Below are 26,351 nucleotides of genomic sequence, written 5' to 3' on the forward strand. Positions count from 1 at the left end.
CGCCCCTCACGCGAGCCCCAGGGCGAAGACCGCGAATCCCGCCGCGAGCAGCCCCGCGAGGATGCGCCGGCCCGGGCCGGTCCCGGCCCACGGCGACTCGAACCCCCGCGCGTACCGCCCGATCAGGACGAGCAGTCCGGCGAAGACCGGCATCCACGCCAGCCGGGCCAGGATCCAGCCGGCCGAGTCCGGTGCGCCGACCAGACCCGGGACCTCCCCGAGGTACGAGGCGGGGATCGCCGCGGTGAGCATCGCCGTCTGGTGCCAGCACAGGATCGTCATCGCCGACAGGTTGACGACCACGACCGGCGCCCACAGCGCGGGCCGCTTCAGGAGCCTGCCGAGCCGGTCCCTGAGCAGGATCGCGGCGCCGCTCTGCGTGGCCGCGAGGGCGAGGACGAGCAGCGACGGCGGGTGGGAGTTGGTGCGGGTCTCGCCGGGGACGCCGACCATGGAGGCCGGGTAGCCGAAGACCAGCAGGAGGGCGGCGAAGAGCGCGGCCCCGCCGACCAGCAGCCACCGGGCGTGCCGCCGGGTGACCCGGCCCTCGCCCCAGGAGACGCCGAGCTGATACGCGAAGAGCCAGCCGGGCAGGATGTTGAGGAGGCTGAGCCAGGACGGTACGGCGTCGGCGTACGGGCCGTACCGCAGGAAGTCGACGACGGCCACCGAGGCGAGCAGCGGCGCCGCGGCCCACACCCCGACGCGGCGGGCCGCCCGGACGCACAGCGGGGTGAGCGCGGTGACCACCGTGTACACCCCGACGAACCACAGCGGCTGGATCACCAGCGTGGACGCGGTCCGCAGGGTGTCCACCGGCACGTCGAACCCGTAGTGCAGCACGGGCATGAGCGCCGCCCAGACGGCGGTGACACCGAGGACCGGGCGGCCGAGCCGCGCGAGCCGGCCACCGAGCCACGCGCGCGTGGAGCCCTTCCTGCGCCGGTACGACAGGACGGAGGCGTAACCGCCGACCAGGAAGAAGATCCCCAGCATCTGCAGGACCCAGCTGACCGGCGCGAGCCCCGCGAACGTACCCAGCGGGCTGGCGTTGTGGATGGCCCCGTCGGAGGAGAGCGTGAAGCCGCCCAGCAGCCAGTGCCCGATGGGCACGGCCAGCAGGGCCAGGGCGCGCAGCCCGTCGATCGCCCGGTCGCGGTGGGCCGGGGTGCCCGACTCGATCTTCCGGACGGTCGCCGTCAGCGTACTCATCGGACGCCTCCCTCGGCGATCGCGGCGAACGTACGGAGGGAGGAGGTGCCCGGCGCGAAGTAGCCGCCGTGGCCGGTCGCGTCGTCGGCCGCGATCCGGCGCGCCCCGAAGGCCGGGTCGGCGGGGTCGGCGCCGTGGCCGAGGTCCCCGACCTCCACGTTCGGGATCCGGTCGATCCAGTCGGTCGGATCCTTCGCCGCCCAGACGCGGGCGGAGGTGCCGAGCTCGTCCACGTTTTCGGCGCGCATCCCGGGGGAGCCGAAGACCACCAGGTCCTTGGCCTTCAGGTCGCGGGCGGCGAGGCCGCAGACCACGGAGCCGTAGCTGTGGCAGAACAGGGACGGCTCGGGCGCCCCGACCGCCGCGAGGCCGTGCACGAAGCGGGTGAGCCGGTCCGCCCCGGCCTCGGCGAGCCGGCCGGTGGCCGCGTCCAGACCGACGCCGACCGGGGTGGTGTACCCGGCCCAGGCGACGACCGCCGTGTCCCCGCCGGCGGTCTGCCGCAGTGAGGCCGCCATGTCGGTGAGCGGTCGCACGTGGCCCGCGTCGATGTCCGAGCCGGGCACGATCACCGCGACGTGCTCGGCCCGCGCCAGATCCCCGTACACCAGCGCCACCTGACCCCGGCCGCGCGTGTCGTGTGCGAGGACCCGCGCCCCGCCGAACGCCCCTTGCGTGGTGCGGGCGTTGGCCTCGTACCGCAGTTCCAGCGGCGCCCCGTCGAGGTTCCCGACGACCGACGGATGCGTCCGGGCCAGCTCCCGCTGCCGTACGGGGCTCAGGACGGCGAAGAACCGCGCCACCTCCGCCGGGTCCATCCGCTCCGGGTCCGGCAGTCCGGCGGCCCGCCACTCCGCCGTCCCGACCGGCGCCCCGGTGACGGCCTCCTGGCTGTCCCCCGACGCCCAGCCGGCCGTCCCGCCGACCACGGCGGTCACCAGGGCCGCGGTGATCAGGGTCCTCGAAATACGGCGCATGGGGTCGCCCTCCCTCTCCGGTACTCGCTCGTTCGCTGGCGAGAGGAAGGTAGGAAGACGACGGGTGACGGCACGTCACACCGGGGAGCCAACTCCCGGTTGATACCGGGGTAGGGGGTGGAGGAGCAGGCAACACCAGGTGGGGGGTGGGGTTTTCCCCCGGGGGACAGCTACCGGGGCGTCAGGACGCGCCAGGAGTCACGAGCCCCGACTCGTACGCGAAGACCACCGCCTGCGCCCGGTCGCGCAGGTCCAGCTTGGCCAGGACCCGGCCGATGTGGGTCTTCACCGTCTGCTCGGCGAGGACGAGCCGGTCCGCGATCTCCTGGTTGGACAGGCCCCGGGCGATGAGTTCGAGGACCTCGGTCTCGCGCGGGGTGAGCCCGTTCAGCCGCAGCGCCGTGGTGTCCTTGCGCGGCGCGGGCCGGGAGGCGGCGAAGTCGGCGATGAGCCGGCGGGTCACGGACGGGGCGAGCAGGGCCTCGCCCGCCGCCACCACCCGTACCGCCGCGATCAGGTCCGCCGGCGGCGCGTCCTTCAGGAGGAAGCCGGACGCGCCGGCGCGCAGCGCCTCGTACACGTAGTCGTCCACGTCGAAGGTGGTCAGCATGAGGACCTTCGGCCGGTGGGTGACCCCGGTCGGCGGGTGGAGGATCTCCCGGGCGGCTGCCAGGCCGTCCAGCTCCGGCATCCGGACGTCCATGAGGACCACGTCCGGGTGCGTCGAGCGCGCCACGTCGATGCCCTGCCGCCCGTCCGGGGCCTCGCCCACGACGTCGATGTCGGGCTGTGCGGCGAGCAGCGCGGCGAATCCGGCCCGCACCATGGCCTGGTCGTCGACGATGATCACGCGGATGGTCACTCGGAGTCCTTGGCGGTCGAGGGCGGGGTCGAGGTCGGGGGTGAGGGGGAGGCCGGGGGCGTGGCCGGCGCCGGGTCCAGGGCCGGGTTCCGGGCCGGGGACGTCGCCACGGCGGGGGCCGGGTCCGTTTCCGGGGTCAGCGGCAGCCGCGCGGCGACCCGGAAGCCGCCGTCCGGCAGCGGCCCGGTGTCGAGCGAGCCGCCCGTCAACCGTACGCGTTCCCGCATGCCGACGAGTCCGTGCCCGGTGCCGGACGCGCCGCGTTCCACCGCGGAACCCGCCTCCGTCGAGGGCCCGTTGACGACGAGGACCGTCAGCGATCCGCCGTCCGCCCGGATCGACACCCGGGTCGACGCGCCCGGTGCGTGCCGCACGATGTTGGCGAGGGCCTCCTGGACGATCCGGTACGCCGACAGGTCCACCGCCTGCGGTACGTCACCGAGGTCGGCGGCGAGCCGCAGCTCGGCCGGCACCCCGGCCCGTACGGTCGCCTCGACGAGCTGCTGGACCCGGTCGAGGCCCGGCTGCGGGGCCCGCTCGCCCTCGCTGCCGTCACTGCGCAGCACGGACAGCAGCCGTCGCATTTCGGCCAGTGACTCGCGCGCGCTCGACGCGATCGAGGTGAACTCCTCACGCGCCGCGTCCGGGAGGTCCGGGATGCGGTACGGGGCGGAGTCGGCCTGCACGGTGATCACCGACATGTGGTGCGCCACCACGTCGTGCAGCTCGCGCGCGATCCTGGCCCGCTCCTCCAGGAGCGTCCGGCGGGCCCGCTCGGCCTCGCTGATGGTCTCCTGCTCGACGAGCCGCCGCTGGGCGTCGCCCCGCGCGCGTACCGCCGAGGTGAGCAGGAGCAGCACCCCGCTGAGGACGACGAGCAGGGTGTGGAGGCTGGTGTACCCGGCCGGCCGGAAGACCTCCAGGACGTACCCGGCCACGCCGGTCGCCAGCCACACCCCGAACAGCGCCCGGCGGGACTCGCGCAGGCCCAGCGCGATCATCAGCGCGCAGTAGCCGACGACGATCGGCGGGGTCCAGGGCCAGAGCTCGGCGCGCGGTCCGTCGGCGGCGAGCAGCGCGACCGCACCGAGCACATCGGCGGCGAAGATGATCCACCAGGCCTGGAGCGGACGGGCGACGGCGAGCAGCAGCGGCGCGGTCTGGGCGGTGCCGATGGCCCCGGCCAGCGCGCCGTTGACGCCGTAGTCCCCGGCGAGGAGGTGGATCGTGGTGGGGAGCAGCGAGGCGACGAACGCGAGGGCGACGGCGTACGGCAGCAGGCGCACCCACCGCGAGGCTGCGTCGGCGAGGAGGGGCGCGCCGGGCGTGGTGGGCGTGGTGAGCGCGGTCCCGAGCCCCTGGAACATCTCGCGTGTCCGGGTGCTGAGCTGCCGCAGGGTGGGGGTGGGCGGCTCGTGCCGCGGTTCGGTAGCCATGACCAGCTCAGGGTAGGCAGCGGGCCCGGCCCCCGACGTCATACCGGGGACCGGGCTCTGTCCTGATACCGGGGTATGACACCGGGGGTCCGCGACGCGCGCGGGGGTCTGCCGTACGCGTGGTGTGCGCGGTGCTCGCAGGGCCCGTGGTGCGTGTGGTGCTTGCAGTGCCTGCGGTGCGTGTCGTGTGTCACCGGAGCCGGGGGATCACAGCTCCGCGAGGAGTTCCGCCTTCTTCGCGGAGAACTCCTCGTCCGTCACCAGTCCCGCCTGGTGCAGTTCACCCAGGTGCCGAATCCTTTCAGCGACGGCCCCGGGAGCGGCGGCCGTGCGGGCCGGGACGCGGTCCGAGGTCCTGATCGCCGCGAGGACCGCCGCCGCGAAGGGGAGGGACAGGTGCACCGGCCCGTATCCGAGGCCGAACACGACGGAGGCGGGGTCACGGTCCGGCTGGGGCGCGCGGGGTTCGCCGCCCCGGGGAACCAGCCGCAGATGCCCGTCCAGGACGTCCGGCGAGCGCCATTCGACCCCGCAGAGATCCCGCACGTGGAAGAACTGGTCACCCGCCTTCCACTTCTCGGAGGACGCTCCCGTCCAGGACCAGCGGAACGAGACCTCCGACTGCCCGTCGAAGCTCGCCTTGCCGTCGTACGCCTTGAAGGACTGCGGCCCCTGCGGCGGTGCCACGAGGAAACGGTCGGCGGGCGTCACGTCGCCCCCGTCCGAGGGGTCGTCGGCGTACGCCCACCCCGCCGTCCCGGGCCCGATCACGGCCCGCAGCTCGTCCCGGTAGTACTCGGCGAGCGTCTCCCGGTCCGCCGGCAGCACCAGGCGGTACGGGTCGCAGTTCTCCGGGAGTTGCCCCGCGGCCGCCTCCATCAGCGGATCGGCGCCCGGTCTCGGCACGGCGTGCAGCACGACGGTGCCCCGCTTGCCGGGCGCGAGCGTCACGGACGCCAGCGCCTCGTGCGGTACACGTCTTTCGCGCAGCACGCCGAAGAGCCTCGGCGCACGGTTCCCCCGGTCGAAGCGGATGACGAGGGCGTCACTCTCGAACTCCCAGGTGGCATGAATTCCGGCCAGCACATCACCCATACGCCTCATCGTAAGCGGCGCGTGCCCGTGCGTCGCCCCCGTGAAAGGTCCCGAAATTACGTGATCTACGCGCGTCAGGGCCCTTCCGTGCCGGATATTCCCCCGTGGCAAGCGCTGTCGGCACGTGCGCAGACCAGCTCTCCGTAAGAGCCGACCCCTATCGCGGCGAAGTTGCCGAGGCTCTCGGTGCCGGGCTCGAAATAGCCGCTGTGGCCGATGGCGCCGCGGGCCGAGAGCAGCCGGGCGCCGAACTCCGGGGCCACCGGATCGGCTCCGTGCCCGACCCCGCCGACCTCCAGGTGCGGCACGTCCGCGATCCAGTCGTCGGCGTCCCGCATGGCCCACACGCGCGCGGGGGTACGGAGTTCCGTCGCCCGCTCGACCCGCATCCCGGGGCTTCCGGCCACGGCCACGTCCGTCACCCGGGCGGGCAGCCGGGGCGCGGCGACCCCGCAGAGCACGGAGCCGTAGCTGTGGCAGAACAGCGCCACGCGCGCGTCGCCGGGCAGTGCCTCGGTCAGCCGGACGAGCCGCGCGGCGCCTCCCTCCGCGAGGCGGCCGGTCATGGCGTCGATGCCGACCCCGACGGGCGCGGTGTAGTCGGCCCAGGCGATCACGGCCACCCTGGTGCCGGGGGAGGCCTGTCGCTCGGCCCGGTAGAGGGCCTGCGCCATGCCGGCGGGAGCCCCGTACCGGCGGTGGGTCTTCTGGAACGTGAGGAGGTTGGTGTCGACGCCGGGCACGATCACCGAGACGCGCCGGGCCCGCGCCAGGTCCCCGAGGACCTCGGCCGTCCGCCCCGTACCGGTCGGGTCGAAGGCGAGGATCTGCCGGCCGGGCCGCATCAGCGAGACGAAGCGGTCGAGGCGGCGCTGCGCCTCGTGCCGTCCCTCGGCGGAGAGCCGGGCGTCGTGGACCCTGTCCCGTTCGGCGGTGAGCGCGCGGCCGAGGGTGACCCGGTTGGCGCGGTAGCGCAGGGCGACCGGGGCGCCGTCGAGATTGCCGACGACGAGTGGATGCCGTTCGGCGAGCCCGGCCGCGCGCGCGGGGCCGAGCCGGGCGAAGAACGCGGCTATGCCGTCGGCGGCGGTGTTCGGTCCGGGCAGGGGGCGGTGGTCGATCCGGTCGCGCGCCCAGGCGGAGAGCGCGGCCTCGCGGGACGGACCGGGCACCGGACGGTGCTTGATCGTCGTCCAGCCCGTGGTCGTGAGCAGCACGAACACGACGGCGAGCGCGAGCAGGGCGCGCAGGACGACGAGCGTGGGGGAGTCGGCTTCGACGGGGGTCACGGGCGGCCACCCTACGGGTCGTGGGTGAACGACCCGGCTTCCCCGGACGGCCCGGCGCTACGCCTGGTCGCGCCAGCGGGGTGCGAGGGCCGGTGCCAGATGGTCCAGATACCGCTCGGTGAGGGCCCGGATGGCCTCCAGGCTCTGGTCCGTACCCCGGCCCCACATCTGTCCTGTTACACGCATCACACCGCTGAAGGCCGCCACCGCGATCCGCGGGCGCGGGTCCGCGTCGACGTCGAGGCCCTCCCGTTCGGCGATGATCCCGGCGAGGGTCTCCTCCATCTCGGTGGAGCGGCGCAGATGGACGGCGAGCAGCGCGGGCGTCGACTCGATCATCTGGAAGGTGCGCAGGTACAGCTCCAGCGGCACCACCTCGGTGATGGCGTCGCCGATGGTGTCCCAGCCGGAGAGCACGGCGTTGCGCAGCGCGTCGAAGGGTCCCTCGCCGGGGGGCCGCCGCCGGAGCGCCTCGACGAAGCGCTCCTCCACCATCTGCTGGACGGCGAAGGCGACCTCCTCCTTGGAGGAGAAGTAGCGGAAGAAGGTGCGCTGGGAGACCTCGACGGTGTCGACGATCTCGTCGACGGTCGTCCGCTCGTAGCCGTGCGCGGTGAAGAGCTCGAGGGCCACCTTGATCAGCGCCTCGCGCGTACGTTGCTTCTTCCGCTCGCGCAGACCGGGCAAGGTCACGTCAGGGTCCTCTTTTCCCGCATTTCGTCCAGCTCAGCGTACCTGTGAGCTACGTGACAGTTACCGGCGCGTGAATCGCTTTGTCAATTGTCAGTCACTGTCACTAGCCTCGTTCGCATGACTAGTCAGACCACCGTGGAAAAGGCCCCGCAGGGTCAGGGGGACGCCCGGGAACCCGCACCGGCCCCGGCGAAGGGACTGCGTGGCCATCCGTGGTTGACGCTGTTCGGCGTCGCGGTCGGCGTGATGATGGTCGCGCTCGACGGCACGATCGTCGCCATCGCCAACCCCGCCATCAAGACCGACCTCGGCGCCTCCCTCGCCCAGGTCCAGTGGATCACCAACGGCTATCTGCTCGCGCTGGCCGTCGCCCTGATCACCGCCGGCAAGCTCGGTGACCGCTTCGGCCACCGGCAGACCTTCCTCATCGGCATCGCCGGCTTCGCCCTCGCCTCCGGCGCCATCGGCCTCTCCGACTCCATCGGGGCCGTGATCGCCTTCCGCATCCTCCAGGGCCTCTTCGGGGCCCTGCTCATGCCGGCCGCGCTCGGCCTGCTGCGCGCGACCTTCCCCGCCGAGAAGCTGAACATGGCCATCGGCATCTGGGGCATGGTCATCGGCGCGTCCACCGCGGGCGGCCCGATCGTCGGCGGCCTGCTCGTCGAGCACGTCAGCTGGCAGTCCGTCTTCTTCATCAACGTGCCGGTCGGCATCGTCGCGCTCGTCCTCGGCCTGGTCATCCTCAAGGACCACCGCGCGGAGAACGCGCCGCGCTCCTTCGACGTCCTCGGCATCCTGCTGCTCTCCGGCGCCATGGCCTCCCTCGTCTGGAGCCTCATCAAGGCCGGCGAGTCCTGGGGCTGGTCGAGCGGCAAGACCTGGGGCGGTCTGCTCGGCGCGGTGCTGCTCTTCGCGGTCTTCGCCTTCTGGGAGACCAAGGTCAAGGAGCCGCTCATCCCGCTGGCCATGTTCCGTTCCGTGCCGCTCTCGGCCGGTGTGGTGCTGATGGTCCTGATGGCCTTCGCCTTCATGGGCGGCCTGTTCTTCGTGACCTTCTACCTCCAGGGTGTGAAGGGCCTCAGCCCGGTCGACAGCGGTCTGCACCTGCTGCCGCTGACCGCGATGATGATCGTCTCCTCGCCGCTCGCGGGCGCGCTGATCACCAGGTTCGGCCCGCGGGTCCCGCTGGTCGGCGGCATGGTCTGCACGGCCGTCGCGATGTTCGGCATGATCACGCTCTCCGCCGGCACCGGCACCTTCGTCATGTCCCTCTGGTTCGCCCTGCTCGGCCTCGGGCTCGCCCCCGTCATGGTCGGTGCGACCGAGGTCATCGTCGGCAACGCGCCGCTGGAGCTCTCCGGCGTGGCCGGCGGTCTCCAGCAGGCCGCCATGCAGGTCGGTGGCGCGCTCGGTACGGCGGTGCTCGGCGCCGTCATGTCCTCCAAGGTCGCCGGGGCCTTCGAGGGCAACTGGAAGGACGCCGGCATCCCGGCCCCGGTCAACCCGCAGCTCGAGCAGGCCGCCGAGTTCGGCATGGCCCCGCCGGAGCTGGCGCAGGCGCCGGGGATGACCCCCGATCTCCTCCAGCAGATCACCGGCGTCATCCACGACACCTTCCTCGACGGCATGGGCCTGGCCTTCACCGTCGCCGGTGTCGTCGCCGTCGTCGCGGCCCTCGTCGCCACGCTCACCAAGCGCGGCGAGAACGCGGAGGCGGGCGGCATGGGCGGTCACATCTGACGTCGGCGGGCTTCCCGTCCGCGGGCTTCCCGTCCGTGGGGGCCTGCCCGCAGGGGCCTGTCCGCCTGTCCGCAGGGTTCCCGTAGGGGGCCGTCACCCGTTCGCGTGAACGGGGGCGGCCCCTCTTCCGTCTGCGGGTGACCTCCGCCATGCTTTTGATTACAGAGAGTCACCAAACGGGGGTTCATCAGCATGTACGTGTATACGAAGACCGCACTGGCCGTCGCGGCCGTCCTGACCGCCTTCCTCGCCGTCCCGGCGGCGGCCGCGCCGTCCGGGACCGCTCTGGGGGCCTGCGGGCCGGGGCGGCTCTGTCTCTGGCCCAAGCCCGACTTCAAGGGCAGGGCGCAGAGCCACGAGCTCGCGACGACCGACATCGAGAGCTGCATCGCGCTGCCGCCGGGCACCTCGGCCCAGTCCCTCGCCAACCGCACGGGACGGCCGGTCACCACGTACCAGTCCGCCGAGTGCGCGGAGGCGGGGGAGTTCGAGACCTACCCGGGGCGCGGGACCTGGGTGCCGCAGACGCCCTACGAGGTCAGAGCGTTCAAGATCTGGGAGCGGTAGGCGCCGGGACGTCCCGGGGCTCCGGTCCGGGAGCCCCGGCCGGAGCCGACAGCCGGGCGACCTCCGCGCGCAGTTCGCGGACCTCCAGGGTCAGAGCCTCCAACAGCTCGGTCTGGCGGCGCTCCACCGCGTCGTCGCGGTCGAAGCGGGAGATGAACCAGGCCGCGATGTTCGCGGTGACGACACCGAGCAGGGCGATGCCCGAGAGCATCAGGCCCACCGCGAGGACCCGCCCGAGACCCGTGGTGGGGGCGTGGTCGCCGTAGCCGACCGTGGTCATCGTGGTGAACGACCACCAGACCGCGTCCCCGAGTGTCTTGATGTTGCCGTGGGGGGCGTCCCGCTCGACGTGCAGCACGGCCAGCGAGCCGAACATCATCAGTCCGACGACCGCGCCCGCCACATAGGTGGTGAGCGTTATCTGAGGAGCCATCCGGGCCCGCCGGCCCACCAGGAGGAGGGTGGAGACGACCCGCAGCAGCCGCAGCGGCTGCACCATCGGCAGCAGGACCGCGAGCAGATCGAGGGGGTGGGAGCGGACGAAGGCCCAGCGGGCCGGGGCGAGGACCAGCCGGACCAGATAGTCGAGGGCGAAGGCAGCCCAGACCGCCCACTCGACATGGGTGCACAGCCGGTGCACCCAGGGCGCGGCGTCGGGAGCCACGATCGGCACGGCGTAGGCGACGCCGAACGCCACAGCCAGCACGAGCAGCGGTGCCTGTGTGCGTTCTTCCCAGCGATCCCTCATGCGGGGAATCGTAGAGAACGCCGAAGGGCGGCGAGACCGAGGTCCCACCGCCCCTCACCAGGTGCGCTGTGCTACCGGAGAACCGCCCGAGGGTTACCGGATCAGGCGTCGCCGCCCGCGGCGCCCGGATCGGCGGCCGACACGTCGAGCAGCTGGTAGCGGTCCACCGCCTGCTTCAGGGCCGAGCGCTCGACCTTGCCCTCGCGGGCCAGCTCGGTCAGCACGGCCAGCACGATCGACGGGGCATCGATGTGGAAGTAGCGACGGGCCGCGCCGCGCGTGTCCGCGAAGCCGAAGCCGTCCGCGCCCAGCGAGCCGTACGGTCCCGGCACCCAGCGGGAGATCTGGTCCGGCACCGCCCTCATCCAGTCCGAGACCGCCACGAACGGACCCTCGGAGCCCTGGAGCTTCCGCGTCACGTACGGGACGCGCTGCTCCTCGTCCGGGTGGAGCAGATTGTGCTCCTCGACGGCCACGGCCTCGCGGCGCAGCTCGGTCCAGGAGGTCGCGGACCAGACGTCGGCCCGGACGTTCCACTCCTCGGCGAGGATTCGCTGCGCCTCGATCGCCCATGGCACGGCGACACCGGAGGCCATGATCTGCGCCGGGATGGTGCCCGCCTCGGCCGGCTTGAAGCGGTGGATGCCCTGGAGGATGCCCTCGACGTCCACGTCCGCCGGCTCGGCCGGGTGCTGGATCGGCTCGTTGTAGACGGTCAGGTAGTAGAAGACGTCCTCGGCCTCGGAGCCGTACATGCGGCGCAGACCGTCCTTGACGATGTGCGCGATCTCGAATCCGTACGCCGGGTCGTAGGCGATACAGGCCGGGTTGGTCGAGGCCAGCAGGTGGGAGTGGCCGTCCGCGTGCTGGAGGCCCTCGCCGGTCAGGGTCGTCCGGCCGGCGGTGGCGCCGAGCACGAAGCCGCGGGCCAGCTGGTCGGCCATCTGCCAGAACTGGTCGCCGGTCCGCTGGAAACCGAACATCGAGTAGAAGACGTACACCGGGATCAGCGGCTCGCCGTGCGTGGCGTACGCCGAACCGGCCGCGATCAGTGAGGCCGTGCAGCCGGCCTCGGAGATGCCGTCGTGCAGCATCTGGCCGGTCGGCGACTCCTTGTAGGCGAGCAGGAGTTCGCGGTCCACCGCCTCGTACTGCTGGCCCAGCGGGTTGTAGATCTTGGCGCTCGGGAAGAACGCGTCCATGCCGAACGTGCGGTACTCGTCGGGGGCGATCAGCACGAAGCGCTTGCCGATCTCCTTGTCCCGCATGAGGTCCTTCAGGATGCGGACGAAGGCCATCGTGGTGGCGATCGACTGCTGCCCCGAGCCCTTCCTGGCGGCCGCGTAGGTCTTGTCGTCGGGGAGGACCAGCGGCTTCGCCCGCACGACCCGGGTGGGGACGTACCCGCCCAGAGCCTTGCGGCGGTCGTGCATGTACTGGATCTCCTCGGAGTTCCGGCCCGGGTGGTAGTACGGCGGCAGGCCGTCCTCCAACTGCCGGTCGGTCACCGGGATGTGCAGCCGGTCGCGGAAGCGCTTCAGGTCGTCGACCGTCAGCTTCTTCATCTGGTGGGTCGCGTTGCGGCCCTCGAAGTTCGGGCCCAGCGTCCAGCCCTTGACGGTCTGGGCGAGGATCACCGTCGGCTGGCCGGCGTGCGCCTTCGCCGCCGCGTAGGCCGCGTAGATCTTCTTGTGGTCGTGACCGCCGCGGCCCAGGTGCAGCACCTGCTGGTCGCTCATGCCCTCGACCATCGCCCGCAGCCGGTGGTCGTCGCCGAAGAAGTGGTCGCGGATGTAGCCGCCGGTCTCCGTGGCGTACGTCTGGAACTGGCCGTCCGGGGTGGTGTTCAGCCTGTTGACCAGGATGCCGTCGCGGTCCTGCGCGAGCAGCGGGTCCCAGGAGCGGTCCCAGATCAGCTTGATGACGTTCCAGCCGTTGCCCCGGAAGATCGACTCCAGCTCCTGGATGATCTTGCCGTTGCCCCGGACCGGGCCGTCGAGGCGCTGGAGGTTGCAGTTGACGACGAAGGTGAGGTTGTCCAGGCCCTCACGTGCGGCGATGGACAACTGGCCGAGCGACTCGACCTCGTCCATCTCGCCGTCGCCGAGGAAGGCCCAGACGTGCGACGAGGAGGTGTCGGCGATCCCGCGCGCCTCCATGTACCGGTTCATCCGGGCCTGGTAGATCGCGCCGAGCGGGCCGAGGCCCATCGACACGGTGGGGAACTCCCAGAAGTCCGGCATCAGCCGCGGGTGCGGGTACGACGAGAGCCCGTTCGGGAACTTCGACCTCTCCTGGCGGAAGCCGTCGAGCTGAGTGTCGTTCAGCCGGTCCAGGAGGTACGCGCGGGCGTAGATGCCGGGGGAGGCGTGCCCCTGGAAGAAGATCTGGTCGCCGCCGTCGCCCTCGTCCTTGCCGCGGAAGAAGTGGTTGAAGCCGACGTCGTACAGCGAGGCCGAGGAGGCGAAGGTCGCGATGTGGCCGCCGACGCCGATCCCCGGACGCTGGGCGCGCGACACCATGACGGCCGCGTTCCACCGGGTGGCGTTGAGGACCTTGCGCTCGATCTCCTCGTTGCCGGGGAAGAAGGGCTCGTCCCTGGTCGCGATCGTGTTGACGTAGTCCGTGCTGCGCATCTCGGGCACGGCCACGCGCTTCTCGCGGGCCCGCTCGATCAGTCGGAGCATGAGGTAGCGGGCCCGTTCACGGCCCCGCTCGTCCACGGCCGCGTCGAGGGAGTCGAGCCATTCCTGGGTCTCTTCCGGGTCGAAATCCGGGACCTGGCTGGGAAGGCCGCCAATGATGATCGGGTTGCGATCGGATCCGGGAGCCACGCTCTTCCTTCGCTGTTCGGTGGTGCCCACGACGCCACGAAGTGGTCGGGATGTCCATCGTGTACCCCGTGTGCGCCAGACGTCACATTTACCGAGGGGTAACCCCCAGCGGTGTCCTCCACGTGTCTGGGTGCGGTCAAATCGCAACCTTACGCTCAACCTGCGCATGCGTTTCGTCCGGGCGTTCGGCAGACTGAAACCTCAGAAGTCCTCAAACCGGGATGAATCGTGTGTGCCTGATCACGGAGCGGGGTCCCCGCAGTGCCGGAAGTTGCGGCGAGACGGCCCCAAACGTCACCGTTTCGGCGGTCTCCACGGCCGGGTACTTGCGCGATCCACCCCGGCACGTGTGGACTACGGCCAGCGCCGCGCGCATACGTGCGGCCCAAGCATTTACCGAATGAGCAGGAGGCAAGCCGTGAGCGCGACCGCGGACCACGCGGAGGAGCGGACCAACCCGGCCGTCAGGCTGGGGTTCGAGCCCGGACAGGTGGTCCAGGAGATCGGCTACGACGACGACGTCGACCACGATCTCCGTGAAGGCATCGAGTCCATCATCGGGGCCGAGCTCGTGGACGAGGAGTACGACGACGTCGCTGACGCCGTGGTCCTCTGGTTCCGCGACGAGGACGGCGATCTCACCGACGCCCTGGTGGACGCCATCGGTCTTCTGGAGGACGGCGGCACCATCTGGCTGCTGACGCCGAAGACCGGCCGCGACGGCTACATCGAGCCGAGCGACATCAACGATGCCGCGCAGACAGCTGGTCTCTCCCAGACCAAGAGCATCAGCGTCGCCAAGGACTGGACGGGCACCCGCCTGACCGCCCCCAAGCGCTGATCACCACGCTGCGAGAAGCCTCCGCCGGTCCCCCGGCGGGGGCTTTCGTGCGCGCGGGCCCGCCGGACCGCCCGGCCTCGCGAGGGCTCGCGCGGACAGGCCGTAGGGTGGGGTTCACCGATTCGGCCCAAGGTCAGGGCCCCGCCGAAGGGATGCGTACGCGATGGCGATCGAGGTCGGCACCGAGGCCCCGGATTTCGCGCTCAAGGACAACCACGGGCGCACCGTCCGGCTCTCCGACTTCCGCGGCGAGAAGAACGTGGTGCTGCTCTTCTACCCCTTCGCCTTCACCGGCGTCTGCGCGGGGGAGCTCGGCGAGCTGCGCGACAACCTCGCGACGTTCGTCAACGACGACACCCAGCTCCTCGCCGTCTCCAACGACTCCATCCACACGCTGCGCGTCTTCGCCGAGCAGGAATCCCTCGAGTACCCGCTGCTCTCCGACTTCTGGAAGCACGGCGAGGCCTCCCGTGCCTACGGTGTGTTCGACGAGGAGAAGGGCTGCGCGGTGCGCGGCACCTTCATCATCGACAAGGCGGGTGTCGTCCGCTGGACCGTCGTGAACGCCCTGCCGGACGCGCGCGACCTCGGCGAGTACGTCAAGGCCCTCGAGGTGATCTGACCTCCGCCGGTCCCGGCCCGCGGCGCGAGCCGGGACCGGCCCGCGGCGCGAGCCGGGACCGGTCCGCGGTGCGGCCCGGGAGCCTTCCGGGGCCCGACACCTGGATTGACCGGGCGAATCGACTGTTTCGAGCGGGAACCCGTCACTAGGATCCACTCGTTGATCCGATGCCAACGCACGACTGGGGGCGCTGCCCCTGGAAACCACATGGAGGGACTCGTGGGAGTCAGCCTCAGCAAGGGCGGCAACGTCTCGCTGACCAAGGAGGCCCCTGGCCTCACCGCTGTGACCGTCGGTCTGGGCTGGGACGTCCGCACCACCACCGGTACGGACTTCGACCTCGACGCCAGCGCCATCCTGGTGAGCGCGGAGGGCAAGGTCCGCAACGACCAGGACTTCGTGTTCTTCAACAACCTGAAGAGCGCCGACGGCTCCGTCGAGCACACCGGTGACAACCTCACCGGTGAGGGCGAGGGTGACGACGAGCAGGTCAAGGTCAGCCTGGCCACGGTGCCGGCCGACGTAGCCAAGATCGTCTTCCCGGTGTCGATCTACGACGCCGAGAACCGCCAGCAGTCCTTCGGCCAGGTGCGCAACGCGTTCATCCGCGTCGTGAACCAGGCCGGCGGCGCCGAGATCGCCCGGTACGACCTCTCCGAGGACGCCTCGACCGAGACCGCCATGGTCTTCGGCGAGCTGTACCGCAACGGCGACGAGTGGAAGTTCCGCGCCGTCGGCCAGGGTTACGCCTCGGGCCTGCGCGGTATCGCGCAGGACTTCGGCGTCAACGTCTGAGCCGAACCGTTCGAACCGTCCGGCGCCGCACATCCCGTGCGGCGCCGGACGTGCCTCATCACCACCGGGGAGGAAACGAATCATGGGCGTCACGCTCGCCAAGGGAGGCAACGTCTCCCTCTCCAAGGCCGCACCCAACCTCACCCAGGTCCTCGTCGGGCTCGGCTGGGACGCGCGCTCCACCACCGGAGCCCCCTTCGACCTCGACGCCAGCGCGCTGCTGTGTCAGGCCGGACGGGTGCTCGGGGACGAGTACTTCGTGTTCTACAACCAGCTGCGCAGCCCCGAGGGCTCGGTCGAGCACACCGGCGACAACCTCACCGGAGAGGGCGACGGGGACGACGAGTCCCTGATCGTGGACCTCTCCAAGGTGCCGGCCCACTGCGACAAGATCGTCTTCCCGGTGTCGATCCATGACGCAGACAACCGGGGCCAGAGTTTCGGCCAGGTCAGCAACGCCTTCATCCGCGTCGTGAACCAGATGGACGGCCAGGAACTCGCGCGATACGACCTCTCCGAGGACGCCTCCACGGAGACCGCGATGATCTTCGGTGAGCTCTACCGCTACAACAGCGAATGGAAGTTCCGTGCGGTCGGTCAGGGGTACGCGTCCGGGCTCAGGGGCATCGCTCTAGACTTCGGGGTCAACGTTTCGTAAAGCCATGTAATTCACGATGGGGCAAACAGTGGTTCTGAAAACCTTCGGCTGGTCGTTCGCCATCACGGCGCTCGGCCTGGTCGCAGCGGTGCTCTACGGGGGGTGGGAGGCGTTCGGGATCGTCGCGATCCTGTGTGTCCTCGAGATCTCGCTGTCCTTCGACAATGCAGTGGTCAACGCCGGAATCCTGAAGAAGATGAATGCCTTCTGGCAGAAGATCTTCCTCACCATCGGTGTGCTCATCGCCGTCTTCGGCATGCGGCTGGTCTTCCCCGTCGTGATCGTGGCGATCAGTGCCAAGATCGGCCCCATCGAGGCCGTCGATCTCGCGCTCAACGACGCCGAGCGCTACGAGCAGCTCGTCACCGACGCCCACCCGTCGATCGCGGCCTTCGGCGGGATGTTCCTGCTGATGATCTTCCTCGACTTCATCTTCGAGGACCGTGACATCAAGTGGCTCGGCTGGCTGGAGCGCCCGCTGGCCAAGCTCGGCAAGGTCGACATGCTGTCGGTCTGCATCGCCCTGGTCGTCCTGGCGATCAGCGCCATGACCTTCGCGACCCAGGCCCACCAGCACGGCGGAACGCACATCGACGCGGCGTCGACCGTTCTGCTCTCCGGCGTCTTCGGCCTCATCACCTACCTCGTCGTCGGCGGTCTCTCCGGCTTCTTCGAGAACAAGCTCGAAGAGGAGGAGGAGCGCGAGCACGAGGCCGAGGAGGAGGCCAAGCGCAGCGGCAAGAAGGTCGGCGTCGTGCAGCTGGCCGGCAAGGCCGCGTTCTTCATGTTCCTCTACCTCGAGGTCCTGGACGCGTCCTTCTCGTTCGACGGTGTCATCGGCGCCTTCGCCATCACCAACGACATCGTCCTGATGGCGCTCGGCCTCGGCGTCGGCGCCATGTACGTCCGTTCGCTGACGGTCTACCTGGTCCGCCAGGGCACCCTCGACGACTACGTCTACCTGGAGCACGGCGCGCACTACGCGATCGGCGCGCTGGCCCTGATCCTCATGGTGTCCATCCGCTACCAGATCCCCGAGGTCATCACCGGTCTCATCGGTGTCGCCCTCATCGCCTGGTCCTTCTGGTCCTCCGTACGGCGCAACAAGGCGCTCGCGGCGGCCGAGGGCGGGTCGGGTCCCGCGGGGGACAAGACCGAGGTGACGTCCGGGGTGTGACACCCCCGGCAATGAGGAACGCTTCACTGCGGGGCGGTCGGTGCACCCGGCCGCCCCGCAGGCATGTGCGGTGTCGGTGATCAGCGGTGCCGGCGAACAGTGGGGCCGGCGATCAGTGGGGGGTGAAGGCGGCATGGCCTTCTGGGACAACCTTTTTCCGGGGCGGGCGGCGTCGCAGTTCGACTCGGGCAGCGCCGCGTCGAACACGATCGACCTGACGAAACGGCGCCCGTCCGTCTCGCTCACCAAACAGGGTGCCGCCACCGGCAACCTCCGGGTGAACCTCTCCTGGCGGATGCGGACCTCCGACCTCGAAGGACGCTCCCGGCAGAGCGGCCGGCTGCTCCGCAACCCGTCCCAGCTCTTCAAGCCCGAGGTCGTGCAGGCGCACACCCAGGGCATGGTCAACGTCGACCTGGACCTGGGCTGTCTCTACGAGCTCGCCGACGGCAGCAAGGGCGTGGTGCAGCCGCTCGGCGGCTTCTTCGGGGACCTGAACGGCGCGCCGTACGTGAAGCTCAGCGGCGACGACCGCTTCGGCGGCTCCTCCGGGGAGACGATCTTCGTCAATCTGGACCACAAGGACGAGATCAAGCGCCTGCTGTTCTTCGTGTACATCTACGACCAGACGCCGGCCTTCGACCGTACGCACGCCAAGATCACGCTCTATCCGAGCAACGGCCCCCGGATCGAGATCGAGCTCGACGAGCGTGCCCCGCAGGCCCGCTCCTGCGCGGTCTTCTCCGTGGAGAACGCCAAGGGCGAGCTGACGGTCCGCCGCGAGGTGCGGTTCGTGTACGGCTTCCAGGCCGAACTGGACCGGCTGTACGGCTGGGGTCTCCAGTGGGGGCGCGGCTACAAGACCAAGGCGTAGCCGTTGCCCTCGTCCGCGGGTCCGCCCCCGGACCGCCCCGAGGGACCGCCGGGTCTCTCGGGGCTGCCGGGCCCCTCAGGGCCGCCGGGCCCCTCAGGACCGGACGAACTGGGGACCCATCGGCGGCATCCGGAACTCCGGTGCCGGGTTCTGCTCGGGGGCGGTGACCGGCTGCGGATAGCCGTACGCGGGGGCCGGGGCGGCGTTCGCCGGCTGCTGGGGGTAGCCGTAGGCGGGCGCCCGGTCGGGCATGGGCGGCGGCACGGTCGGCTGCGGGGGCACGGGTACCGGCGTGTGGACCACGGTCAGGTCGAGATCCGGGTCGCCGACGCCGGGAGAGGCGACGGAGGCCGCCGTGGCCTCCTGGGCCCCGCCGGGGGAGCCCTGACCTCCCGGGACCTCGCGGAAGCCGCCCTGGGCCCCCTGAGGGCCGTTCTGGGCGTTCTGGGCCGCCTGGGCTGCCTCCTGCGCCGCCTCCTGCGCGTCCTCGTCGACCGAGATGCCGAAATCGGTGGCGAGGCCGACCAGGCCCGTCGGATAGCCCTGACCCACGGCACGGAACTTCCAGCCGTCCCCGCGGCGGTACAGCTCACCGCAGATGACGGCCGTCTCCTCGCCCGTCTCCGCCGTCACGGAGAACAGGGCCAGCGCCTCGGCCTCGGGCCCCGCCGTCGCGTCGTACAGCAGGATCCGCAGGTCGGAGACCGAGCGGAAGGTGCCGCCGTCGGAGGAGGCCGCGATCACCACCCGGTCGACGGAGGGATCGAGGCTTCCGAGGTCGGCTTCCACGGTGTCCGTGAGACCCTTGGAGTCACGCTTCTTCGGCAGCCGTCGCACCAGGCCCGAAGGGTGGCGCGGCTGGTTGTAGAAGACGAAGTCCTCGTCGGACCGCACCCGGCCGGAGGGCCCCAGGAGCAGGGCCGAGGCATCCACGTCGGGGACCCCGGAGCCCGGGGTCCAGCGGAGCACGGCCCGTACGGCCGCGGTGTCGAGAGGGACGTTGGAGCCCTTCAGCATCGCGTGCGTCATGACCGTAATCCTGCCCTCCCGGCAGACCCGCGGACAACGCGGGGGCGTCACCTGTCGCGGGACGGCGTGGCGGACGCCGGCGAGTTACCTGGATTTCATGCTCGAAGGGAACTGTGGACACCCGCACCTACGTACTATTACCGGCCACATGTCGTCAGGTTCCAGAGAGGTAGACGGGGGACGTATATGCGTCATTTCGGGCACGTTCCGTCCGCGACGAGGGCCGGTCTTTTCCTGCGGGAACCGGCCGTGTTCACGGCAGATTCGCCCGCGCGCACGCTCGCCGTGGCCCTGGGGGCCACGCTCTACAGCCCGGCCACCCGGCCCCGGCTCGCCGACGACGTGCGCAAGCAGGCGGCCCGTGGAGTGGTCTCCATGGTGCTCTGCCTGGAGGATTCCATCAGCGACGCCGATGTCGAGGCAGGCGAGGACAACCTCGTACGCCAGTTCGCCGACCTCGCCGATCGTGCCGCCGGGACCGTGACGGACGCCGACACCGCCACGGACACGGCCGCGGATCTGCCCCTGCTCTTCATCCGGGTCCGCGATCCGCGCCAGATCACCGACCTCGTCGCCCGGCTTGGAGAAACGGTCCGCCTGCTGTCCGGATTCGTACTGCCCAAGTTCACCGAAGCACGCGGGCAGGCCTTCCTCGAAGCGCTCGCCCTGGCCGAGCGGACGAGCGGACGGCGTCTTTTCGCCATGCCCGTCCTGGAGTCCCCCGAGCTCCTCCACCTGGAGACCCGGGCCGAGACCCTGGCCGGCATCGCCTCGATCACCGACAAGTACCGCGACCGGGTCCTCGCCCTGCGCCTCGGCGTCACCGACTTCTGCTCCGCCTACGGGCTGCGCCGCTCGCCCGACATGACCGCCTATGACGTCAAGATCGTCGCGAACGTCATCGCCGACGTCGTCAACGTCCTCGGCCGCTCCGACGGCACCGGCTTCACCGTCACCGGACCCGTCTGGGAGTACTTCCGGCCCGGCGAGCGCATGTTCAAGCCCCAGCTGCGCCGCAGCCCCTTCCTCGAAGGCCGCGCCGAGGACCTGCGCACGGCCCTCATCGAACACGACCTCGACGGCCTGCTGCGCGAGATCGAACTCGACCGCGCCAACGGGCTGCTCGGCAAGACCTGCATCCACCCCACCCATGTGGTGCCGGTGCACGCGCTCTCCGTGGTCAGCCACGAGGAGTGGAGCGACGCCCAGGACATCCTGCGGCCCGAACAGGGCGGCGGCGGAGTCCTCCGCTCCGCCTACACGAACAAGATGAACGAAGTGAAGCCGCATCGCGCGTGGGCCGAACGCACCCTCCTGCGCGCCGAGCTCTTCGGCGTCGCCAAGGAGGACGTCGGCTTCGTGGATCTGCTCACCGCCGGACTTGCCGGCTGACGAAGGGACGTCGACGACGTGGTGTGGACCGGAACGTGGGTCGCGGAGCGACTGGGCGTCGAACTGATCGGCGACGAGGCGCTACCGGCCCTGTTGGGCCTCGCTCTGCGTCGCAACCCCAAGCGTGCTCATCTGCTGGTCTCCAGTGTGCTCGGCAAGCACGTGCCGCAGCGGCCGTCCGTGGTCTACGGATCCGGCCTCGACCTCGGCCGGCGCGTCCGCGCGCTCCTCGGTGACGAGGAGGCCGCGCGCTCGGTCGTCCTCGGATACGCCGAGACGGCCACCGCGCTGGGCCACGCCGTCGCCGACGGCCTCGGGCTCGCCCCGTACCTCCACTCCACCCGGCGGCCGGTCGCCGGAGTCGCCCGCGCGGGCGGTTTCGAGGAGTCCCACTCGCACGCCACCTCGCACCTGCTGCTGCCCGAGGACCCCAAGCTGCTGGCGGGCGACGGCCCGCTGGTCCTCGTCGACGACGAGTTCTCCACCGGCAACACGGTCCTCAACACCGTGCGGGCCCTGCACGAGCGCTACCCGCGCGACCGGTACGTCGTCGTCGCCCTCGTCGACATGCGCTCGGCCGCCGACCTCGGCCGCCTGGACGCCTTCGCGGCGGAGATAGGCGCCCGCGTCGACCTGATATCCGGCGCGGCCGGCACCGTACGCCTCCCGGAGGGGGTCCTGGAGAAGGGCCAGGCGCTGGTGGCGGAACACGAGCGGGCGTACGAGCCGGGCACGGAGCCCGCTCCCGGCTCCGCCGCGGCCCCACGCGGGCCCGTGCACGTGCACGTGGCGCTGGACTGGCCGGAGGGGCTCCCCGACGGCGGGCGGCACGGCTTCACACCCGACCAGCGCGCCCGCCTGGAGGCGGCGCTGCCCGCGATGGCGTGCCGGATCACCGAGGCGCTGCGAGGACCGGCCGACGAGGCGCTGCGAGTGCCGTCCGCCGGGGAGCGTCCCGGCCCGACCGCCGAGGAGCGTCCCTGTCCGGCCGATGAGGCGCTGCGAGTCCCGTCCTTCGAGGCGGCGCAGCACGGCTCGTCCGCCGGGGAGCGTCCCGGCCCGACCGCCGAGGAAGCGCTCGGTGGGGCCGCGGACGGACGGACCGCCACCCCCGCCACGCCGCCCGCAGGGCCCCGCGTCCTCGTCCTCGGATTCGAGGAGCTGATGTACGCGCCCCTGCGCCTCGGCACCGCGCTGGAGGACGCCGGGCACGACGTCCGCTACTCCACCACCACCCGCTCGCCCGTCCTCGCCGTCGACGACCCCGGCTACGCGATCCGCACCCGGCTCGTCTTCCCCGCCCACGACGACCCCGCCGACGGCCCCGGCGAGCGCTACGCCTACAACGTGGCCGGCGCCGGCTTCGACGCCGTCGTCCTCGTCGTCGACTCCACCGCCGACACCCCGGCCCTGCACGCCCCGGACGGCCTGCTCGCCCGGCTCGCCGCGCACATCCCGCGCGTCGTGCTCGCCGTCGTCCCCTCGTACACGCCCGCGGCCTCGCCGTACGTTCCGTACGACGCCACACCAGAGGTCGCCGAGGTCACCGAAGCCACCGAAGCCACCGAAGCTCCCGAAAGGAGCTCCATGCTGCCCGAGCCCCTCCGCGGCCCCGCCTTCTCCTCGTACGCACCCGAGGAGGTCGGCTGGCTGCTCCAGGACCTCTCGGACGTCGAGCTCGAGGCGCCCACCGAGGAACGCGAGGAAGCCATCCAGAGCGGCGGTGCGCACTACGCCGAGTCGCTCCCCGTCGAGTACCAGCCGAGCGACCGTTACCAGGAGCTGTTCCACGCCGCCCTGGAGACCTCGGCGGCCCGCATCGCCCGCGCGGTCGGCACCGTCACGGAGACCGTCCTCGCGGAGCGCGAGCGGCCCGGGCACCGTCCTGTCCTCGTCTCGCTCGCCCGCGCCGGCACCCCCGTGGGCGTCCTCATGCGCCGCTGGGCGCAGGCCCGCCACGGCCTGGACCTGCCCCACTACGCCGTCTCCATCGTGCGCGGCCGCGGCATCGACGCCAACGCGCTGCGCTGGCTCGCCGCCCACCACGACCCGGCCGACGTCGTGTTCGTCGACGGCTGGACAGGCAAGGGCGCCATCACCCGTGAACTCGCGGACGCGGTCAAGGAGTTCGAGGCCGCCGAAGGCGTCACCGGCTTCGACCCGGAGATCGCGGTGCTCGCCGACCCCGGCTCCTGCGTCCGTACGTACGGCACGCGCGAGGACTTCCTCATACCCTCCGCCTGCCTCAACTCCACGGTCTCCGGCCTGATCTCCCGTACGGTGCTCCGCGCCGACCTGGTCGGACCGAACGACTTCCACGGCGGGAAGTTCTACCGCGAGCTGGCCGGTGCGGATGTCTCCCGCGCCTTCCTCGACGCCGTCGCCGCCCGCTTCGACGAGGTCGGAGCGGCCGTCGACGCCGACGTGAAGGAACTGCTGGCCGCCGACCGCACCCCGACCTGGGAGGGCTGGGCCGCCGTGGAGCGGATCAGCGAGGAGTACGGCATCCACGACGTCAACCTGGTCAAGCCGGGTGTCGGCGAGACCACCCGCGTCCTGCTCCGCCGCGTCCCCTGGAAGATCCTCGCCAAGCGGGGCGCCGAAGCCGACCTCGCGCACGTCAGGCTGCTCGCCGAGCAGCGCGGCGTACCGGTCGAGGTGGTCGACGAACTCCCGTACAGCTGCGTCGGCCTGATACACCCTCAGTACACGAGGGGTGCGACAGGCGCCGACGGCAGGGCGGTGGTGTCCCAGTGAGTACGGAGAGCGGGACGAGCGCGGCGGGTGCGGCGAGCGCGACCGCCGGTAGGACGGACGCGAGGGACGCGGGGGACGCGCGGGACGCGAGGGATGTGACGAACGCGACGGCCACGAGGGGTAGTGCGACGGACACGACGGGTACGACCACGAGCGTGACGACGACGACGAAGGCCCCGATTCCGGCCCAGGCCCCGACCCCGACTCCGGTCCCGGTCGAAGTCCCGACCGCGGGTACCGCCCCCGTCCTGGTCGCGAGCGACCTCGACCGCACCCTCATCTACTCGTCCGCGGCCCTCGCCCTCGGCATGCCCGACGCCCAGGCGCCCCGGCTGCTGTGCGTCGAGGTCCACGAGTCCAAGCCGCTCTCGTACATGACCGAGCAGGCGGCGGAGCTCCTGGAACGACTGACCGACGAAGCCGTCTTCGTCCCCACCACCACCCGGACGCGCAAGCAGTACCAGCGCATCCAACTCCCGGGCAGCGCACCGAAGTACGCGATCTGCGCCAACGGCGGACACATCCTCGTCGACGGCGTCACCGACGCCGACTGGCACGCCTCCGTGCTGGGCAGGCTCGCCGAGGAGTGCGCGCCGCTCTCCGAGGTCCGGGCCTACCTCACGGCCACCACGGACCTGTCCTGGGTACGCAAGCACCGCGTCGCCGAGGACCTGTTCGCCTACCTGGTCGTCGAACGGGAACGGCTGCCCGAGGACTGGCTGGAGCGCTTCGGCGCCTGGGCGGGGGAGCGCGGCTGGACGGTCTCGCTCCAGGGCCGCAAGGTGTACGCCGTACCGAAGCCGCTCACGAAGAGCGCGGCCGTCCGCGAGGTCGCCCGCCGCACCGGCGCCTCGCTCACCCTGGCGGCGGGCGATTCACTGCTCGACGCGGACCTGCTGCTCGCCGCGGACCGGGCGTGGCGCCCGGGCCACGGCGAACTCGCCGACAGCGACTGGACGGCCCCCCACCTCGACGTCCTCGCGGAACGCGGGGTCGCGGCGGGGGAGGAGATCCTGCGCCGCTTCAGGGCGGCGGCCGTCGTCTAGCCGACCGGGATCAGCTGCAGCAACCGCCGCCGCAGCAGCCTCCGCCACCTCCGCCGCCGCTCGGCGCGGGGGCGGCGGAGGCGGAACCGCCGACGGCCACGGCCGAGAGCAGCTTCACGGTGTCGTCGTGCCCGGCGGGGCAGGAGGCCGGGTCGGAGGATTCGGCCATGGGCCGGCTGAGCTCAAAGGTGTCGCCGCAGGTCCGGCAGCGGAATTCGTAACGAGGCATGGGAACAGGCTAGAGCCTGCGAGCGGACAGGAACACGAACACGGGGCACGACCATGAGCCGACGGCCCTGAACCGCCGGCTTCGAAGCGTCGGCCCCGCCAGGCAGCCCCGGTCCCGAACCGGGGGCCCGCCTGACAGCAGCCCTCCCCCGGACCCCGGCTAGTGCCCGGTGGCGGCGCCCCGTTCCTCCCTGATCTGGCCGACGACGTGCGCGGCCGTGGCCCGTACGGCCTCCAGTTCGGTCAGGAAGTGCCAGTAGTCCGGGTGGCGGCCCTCCAGGGTGTCGACGGCCCGGTCGATCCGGGCGACGGCCTCGTCGAGGGGGCGGGCGTGGCGCGGGTCGGGGGTGTTGCGCCCGGCCATCGCGAGGCGCTGGGCGTCGCGTACCGCGAACCGGGCGCGGTCGATCTCCGCCTTGGGGTCCTTGGCGACGGCGTCGAGGCGGCGCAGCCGGTCGCCGGCGGCGGAGACGGCCTCGTCGGTGGAGTCGAGCAGCGCGCGGAGGGTGGAGAGCAGCGAGGTCGCGTCCGGCCAGCGCTGCTCGGCGCGCGCCCGTCCGGCTTCGGCGAGCCGCTCCTCGGCCTGCCGGAGCGTGGCGGCGGCCTGCTCGGGGACGTGCTGGAGGTCCTGCCAGCAGGGCGCGGTGAAGCGCCGCCGCAGCTCGGAGAGGATCGGCTCGACGCCACCGGTGCGCGTGGTGAGGGCTTCGGTGCGGGTACGGAGGGAGACGAGGCGCCGGTCGATCTCGGCGGCCCGTTCGGGGAGCCGCTCGGCCTCGGCCCGTACGGCCTCGGCGTCGCGCAGCACCTTGTCGGCGCGCTGGAGGGTCTCGGGGACGCCGTGGCGGCCGGCGCCCTCGTTGAGCCGGGTGAGTTCGGGCCCGAGGGCGGCGAGCCGGGCCGCGAGGTCGTCGGCGCGCAGCCCGCTCTCCCGTACGGAGTCGAGGGCGCCGCTCGCGCCGCGCAGGGCCTGCCGGGCCCGCTCGACGGCGGGGGCGAGGCGGGCGAGCTGGGTCTCGGCCTGCCCGAGCAGCGGGGCGAGCCCCGCTTCGAACCGGTCGAGCTCGCCCTTCACACGGTCCAGCTCGTCCTTGGCGCGGGTCAGTTCGGCGCGGGCCCGGCCGGCGGTCGCGGCGTCGAGCTCGTCGCGGTCGAGGTCGTGGGCGTCGACGGCGCTGATGTAGGTGTGGCTGACCTCGTCGATACGGCGCCCGAGGGCCTCGAAGCCCTCGACGGCGCGGCGCGTCTCGGGGGAGCTGTCGACGGCGGTGATGGTCTCGATGGAGATGCGGAGCCCGCGCTGGGCGGTGTCGAGCTCGTAGAAGGCGGAGGCGGCAGCGTCCTTCGCGGCCTGGGCCTCGGCGCGCTGGCTCTCACCGCGGCCGCCGAACCAGCGGCGGGTGCCGCCGCCGGCGAAGGCGTGCGGCAGCATCGCGCCGACGAGCAGCGGAAGGGCGAGGGCGAGCCGGAGCCCGGAAA

Annotated in this window: 23 protein-coding genes; 11 read left to right on the forward strand and 12 right to left on the reverse strand. The window is 71.7% G+C overall.

Annotated elements, in window-relative coordinates; genetic code table 11:
• Positions 1 to 6 precede the first annotated feature (6 nt).
• From ACZ4XX_RS10455 to ACZ4XX_RS10485, 7 genes are all read right to left on the reverse strand, one after another.
• On the reverse strand, positions 7 to 1,212 hold the full coding sequence (locus tag ACZ4XX_RS10455) for an acyltransferase family protein (RefSeq protein ID WP_468507534.1): 1,206 nt from the start codon (positions 1,210 to 1,212) through the stop codon (positions 7 to 9).
• Positions 1,209 to 2,189 carry an alpha/beta hydrolase gene (locus ACZ4XX_RS10460; RefSeq protein WP_468507535.1) on the reverse strand — a complete coding sequence of 327 codons (981 nt, stop codon included), beginning with the start codon at positions 2,187 to 2,189 and terminating at the stop codon, positions 1,209 to 1,211. Before ACZ4XX_RS10460 ends, ACZ4XX_RS10455 begins: the two co-directional genes overlap by 4 nt.
• 181 nt (positions 2,190 to 2,370) lie before the next feature.
• Positions 2,371 to 3,051 carry a response regulator gene (locus ACZ4XX_RS10465; RefSeq protein WP_468507536.1) on the reverse strand — a complete coding sequence of 227 codons (681 nt, stop codon included), beginning with the start codon at positions 3,049 to 3,051 and terminating at the stop codon, positions 2,371 to 2,373.
• Complete coding sequence (locus ACZ4XX_RS10470) at positions 3,048 to 4,487, reverse strand: sensor histidine kinase (RefSeq protein WP_468507537.1); 1,440 nt, start codon at positions 4,485 to 4,487, stop codon at positions 3,048 to 3,050. Before ACZ4XX_RS10470 ends, ACZ4XX_RS10465 begins: the two co-directional genes overlap by 4 nt.
• A 207-nt stretch (positions 4,488 to 4,694) precedes the next feature.
• Positions 4,695 to 5,582 carry a DUF4429 domain-containing protein gene (locus ACZ4XX_RS10475; protein WP_468507538.1) on the reverse strand — a complete coding sequence of 296 codons (888 nt, stop codon included), beginning with the start codon at positions 5,580 to 5,582 and terminating at the stop codon, positions 4,695 to 4,697.
• 74 nt (positions 5,583 to 5,656) lie between these two features.
• Positions 5,657 to 6,871: an alpha/beta hydrolase gene (locus ACZ4XX_RS10480; RefSeq protein ID WP_468507539.1), complete on the reverse strand. Its 1,215-nt coding sequence runs from the start codon at positions 6,869 to 6,871 to the stop codon at positions 5,657 to 5,659.
• A 57-nt stretch (positions 6,872 to 6,928) separates the two neighbouring features.
• Positions 6,929 to 7,564: a TetR/AcrR family transcriptional regulator gene (locus tag ACZ4XX_RS10485; protein ID WP_468507540.1), complete on the reverse strand. Its 636-nt coding sequence runs from the start codon at positions 7,562 to 7,564 to the stop codon at positions 6,929 to 6,931.
• Positions 7,565 to 7,681: 117 nt separating this feature from the next.
• Between ACZ4XX_RS10485 and ACZ4XX_RS10490 the strand changes: the two genes are divergently transcribed.
• Both ACZ4XX_RS10490 and ACZ4XX_RS10495 read left to right on the forward strand, forming a co-directional pair.
• A complete protein-coding gene (locus ACZ4XX_RS10490; protein WP_468507541.1) occupies positions 7,682 to 9,304 on the forward strand; it encodes an MFS transporter in 1,623 nt (540 codons plus the stop codon).
• A 192-nt stretch (positions 9,305 to 9,496) separates the two neighbouring features.
• On the forward strand, positions 9,497 to 9,871 hold the full coding sequence (locus ACZ4XX_RS10495) for a peptidase inhibitor family I36 protein (protein WP_468507542.1): 375 nt from the start codon (positions 9,497 to 9,499) through the stop codon (positions 9,869 to 9,871).
• On the opposite strand, the gene ACZ4XX_RS10500 is transcribed toward ACZ4XX_RS10495, so the two are convergent.
• Both ACZ4XX_RS10500 and aceE read right to left on the reverse strand, forming a co-directional pair.
• Entirely contained in the window at positions 9,852 to 10,619 is a 768-nt protein-coding gene (locus ACZ4XX_RS10500; RefSeq protein ID WP_468507543.1) for a potassium channel family protein, read from the reverse strand. The two genes, ACZ4XX_RS10495 and ACZ4XX_RS10500, sit on opposite strands and share 20 nt — an antisense overlap.
• 101 nt (positions 10,620 to 10,720) lie before the next feature.
• The gene (gene aceE / locus ACZ4XX_RS10505) at positions 10,721 to 13,453 is read right to left on the reverse strand and encodes a pyruvate dehydrogenase (acetyl-transferring), homodimeric type (RefSeq protein ID WP_468507544.1); all 2,733 of its coding nucleotides are present in this window, start codon (positions 13,451 to 13,453) and stop codon (positions 10,721 to 10,723) included.
• Positions 13,454 to 13,871: 418 nt separating this feature from the next.
• Here aceE and ACZ4XX_RS10510 point away from each other — a divergent pair, with 418 nt between their 5' ends.
• The 6 genes from ACZ4XX_RS10510 (at position 13,872) to ACZ4XX_RS10535 (ending at position 18,420) form a co-directional block, all read left to right on the forward strand.
• A complete protein-coding gene (locus ACZ4XX_RS10510; RefSeq protein WP_266891447.1) occupies positions 13,872 to 14,294 on the forward strand; it encodes a DUF3052 domain-containing protein in 423 nt (140 codons plus the stop codon).
• Between the two features lie 163 nt (positions 14,295 to 14,457).
• Positions 14,458 to 14,916 (forward strand): peroxiredoxin, encoded by a 459-nt coding sequence (locus tag ACZ4XX_RS10515; protein WP_468507545.1) that lies wholly within the window; start codon positions 14,458 to 14,460, stop codon positions 14,914 to 14,916.
• Positions 14,917 to 15,135: 219 nt separating this feature from the next.
• Positions 15,136 to 15,711, forward strand: a complete 576-nt coding sequence (locus tag ACZ4XX_RS10520; protein ID WP_015033386.1) for a TerD family protein — start codon at positions 15,136 to 15,138, stop codon at positions 15,709 to 15,711.
• A gap of 82 nt (positions 15,712 to 15,793) precedes the next feature.
• Complete coding sequence (locus ACZ4XX_RS10525; RefSeq protein WP_468507546.1) at positions 15,794 to 16,369, forward strand: TerD family protein; 576 nt, start codon at positions 15,794 to 15,796, stop codon at positions 16,367 to 16,369.
• A gap of 28 nt (positions 16,370 to 16,397) precedes the next feature.
• On the forward strand, positions 16,398 to 17,546 hold the full coding sequence (locus ACZ4XX_RS10530; protein WP_468507547.1) for a DUF475 domain-containing protein: 1,149 nt from the start codon (positions 16,398 to 16,400) through the stop codon (positions 17,544 to 17,546).
• A gap of 133 nt (positions 17,547 to 17,679) precedes the next feature.
• A complete protein-coding gene (locus tag ACZ4XX_RS10535) occupies positions 17,680 to 18,420 on the forward strand; it encodes a TerD family protein (protein ID WP_209494706.1) in 741 nt (246 codons plus the stop codon).
• Positions 18,421 to 18,513: 93 nt separating this feature from the next.
• Here ACZ4XX_RS10535 and ACZ4XX_RS10540 read toward each other — a convergent pair whose 3' ends face one another.
• The gene (locus ACZ4XX_RS10540; protein WP_468507672.1) at positions 18,514 to 19,458 is read right to left on the reverse strand and encodes a TerD family protein; all 945 of its coding nucleotides are present in this window, start codon (positions 19,456 to 19,458) and stop codon (positions 18,514 to 18,516) included.
• A 177-nt stretch (positions 19,459 to 19,635) separates the two neighbouring features.
• Between ACZ4XX_RS10540 and ACZ4XX_RS10545 the strand changes: the two genes are divergently transcribed.
• The 3 genes from ACZ4XX_RS10545 to ACZ4XX_RS10555 all read left to right on the forward strand — a co-directional run bounded on the left by ACZ4XX_RS10545 (position 19,636) and on the right by ACZ4XX_RS10555 (position 24,644).
• On the forward strand, positions 19,636 to 20,841 hold the full coding sequence (locus ACZ4XX_RS10545; RefSeq protein WP_468507548.1) for an HpcH/HpaI aldolase/citrate lyase family protein: 1,206 nt from the start codon (positions 19,636 to 19,638) through the stop codon (positions 20,839 to 20,841).
• Positions 20,842 to 20,859: 18 nt separating this feature from the next.
• Positions 20,860 to 23,598: a phosphoribosyltransferase gene (locus ACZ4XX_RS10550; protein WP_468507549.1), complete on the forward strand. Its 2,739-nt coding sequence runs from the start codon at positions 20,860 to 20,862 to the stop codon at positions 23,596 to 23,598.
• Between the two features lie 248 nt (positions 23,599 to 23,846).
• Positions 23,847 to 24,644, forward strand: coding sequence for an HAD family hydrolase (locus tag ACZ4XX_RS10555; protein ID WP_468507673.1), 798 nt, complete (start codon positions 23,847 to 23,849; stop codon positions 24,642 to 24,644).
• 10 nt (positions 24,645 to 24,654) lie between these two features.
• On the opposite strand, the gene ACZ4XX_RS10560 is transcribed toward ACZ4XX_RS10555, so the two are convergent.
• Together ACZ4XX_RS10560 and ACZ4XX_RS10565 are read right to left on the reverse strand one after the other, a co-directional pair.
• Positions 24,655 to 24,873: an FmdB family zinc ribbon protein gene (locus tag ACZ4XX_RS10560; RefSeq protein WP_229314900.1), complete on the reverse strand. Its 219-nt coding sequence runs from the start codon at positions 24,871 to 24,873 to the stop codon at positions 24,655 to 24,657.
• A gap of 159 nt (positions 24,874 to 25,032) precedes the next feature.
• Entirely contained in the window at positions 25,033 to 26,304 is a 1,272-nt protein-coding gene (locus ACZ4XX_RS10565; protein WP_468507674.1) for a hypothetical protein, read from the reverse strand.
• Between the last annotated feature and the right edge of the window lie 47 nt (positions 26,305 to 26,351).

The sequence above is a fragment of the Streptomyces sp. NPDC029956 genome (assembly GCF_055574655.1).

What these genes read in the sequence shown, in the direction of transcription:
- ACZ4XX_RS10535 (WP_209494706.1), top strand. Translation starts at nt 17,680, where the DNA reads ATGGCCTTCTGGGACAACCTTTTTCCGGGGCGGGCGGCGTCGCAGTTC.
- ACZ4XX_RS10490 (WP_468507541.1), top strand. Translation starts at nt 7,682, where the DNA reads ATGACTAGTCAGACCACCGTGGAAAAGGCCCCGCAGGGTCAGGGGGAC.
- ACZ4XX_RS10565 (WP_468507674.1), bottom strand. Translation starts at nt 26,304, where the DNA reads ATGCTGCCGCACGCCTTCGCCGGCGGCGGCACCCGCCGCTGGTTCGGC.
- ACZ4XX_RS10560 (WP_229314900.1), bottom strand. Translation starts at nt 24,873, where the DNA reads ATGCCTCGTTACGAATTCCGCTGCCGGACCTGCGGCGACACCTTTGAG.
- ACZ4XX_RS10455 (WP_468507534.1), bottom strand. Translation starts at nt 1,212, where the DNA reads ATGAGTACGCTGACGGCGACCGTCCGGAAGATCGAGTCGGGCACCCCG.
- ACZ4XX_RS10470 (WP_468507537.1), bottom strand. Translation starts at nt 4,487, where the DNA reads ATGGCTACCGAACCGCGGCACGAGCCGCCCACCCCCACCCTGCGGCAG.
- ACZ4XX_RS10460 (WP_468507535.1), bottom strand. Translation starts at nt 2,189, where the DNA reads ATGCGCCGTATTTCGAGGACCCTGATCACCGCGGCCCTGGTGACCGCC.
- ACZ4XX_RS10525 (WP_468507546.1), top strand. Translation starts at nt 15,794, where the DNA reads ATGGGCGTCACGCTCGCCAAGGGAGGCAACGTCTCCCTCTCCAAGGCC.
- ACZ4XX_RS10515 (WP_468507545.1), top strand. Translation starts at nt 14,458, where the DNA reads ATGGCGATCGAGGTCGGCACCGAGGCCCCGGATTTCGCGCTCAAGGAC.
- ACZ4XX_RS10545 (WP_468507548.1), top strand. Translation starts at nt 19,636, where the DNA reads ATGCGTCATTTCGGGCACGTTCCGTCCGCGACGAGGGCCGGTCTTTTC.
- ACZ4XX_RS10500 (WP_468507543.1), bottom strand. Translation starts at nt 10,619, where the DNA reads ATGAGGGATCGCTGGGAAGAACGCACACAGGCACCGCTGCTCGTGCTG.
- ACZ4XX_RS10495 (WP_468507542.1), top strand. Translation starts at nt 9,497, where the DNA reads ATGTACGTGTATACGAAGACCGCACTGGCCGTCGCGGCCGTCCTGACC.
- ACZ4XX_RS10475 (WP_468507538.1), bottom strand. Translation starts at nt 5,582, where the DNA reads ATGGGTGATGTGCTGGCCGGAATTCATGCCACCTGGGAGTTCGAGAGT.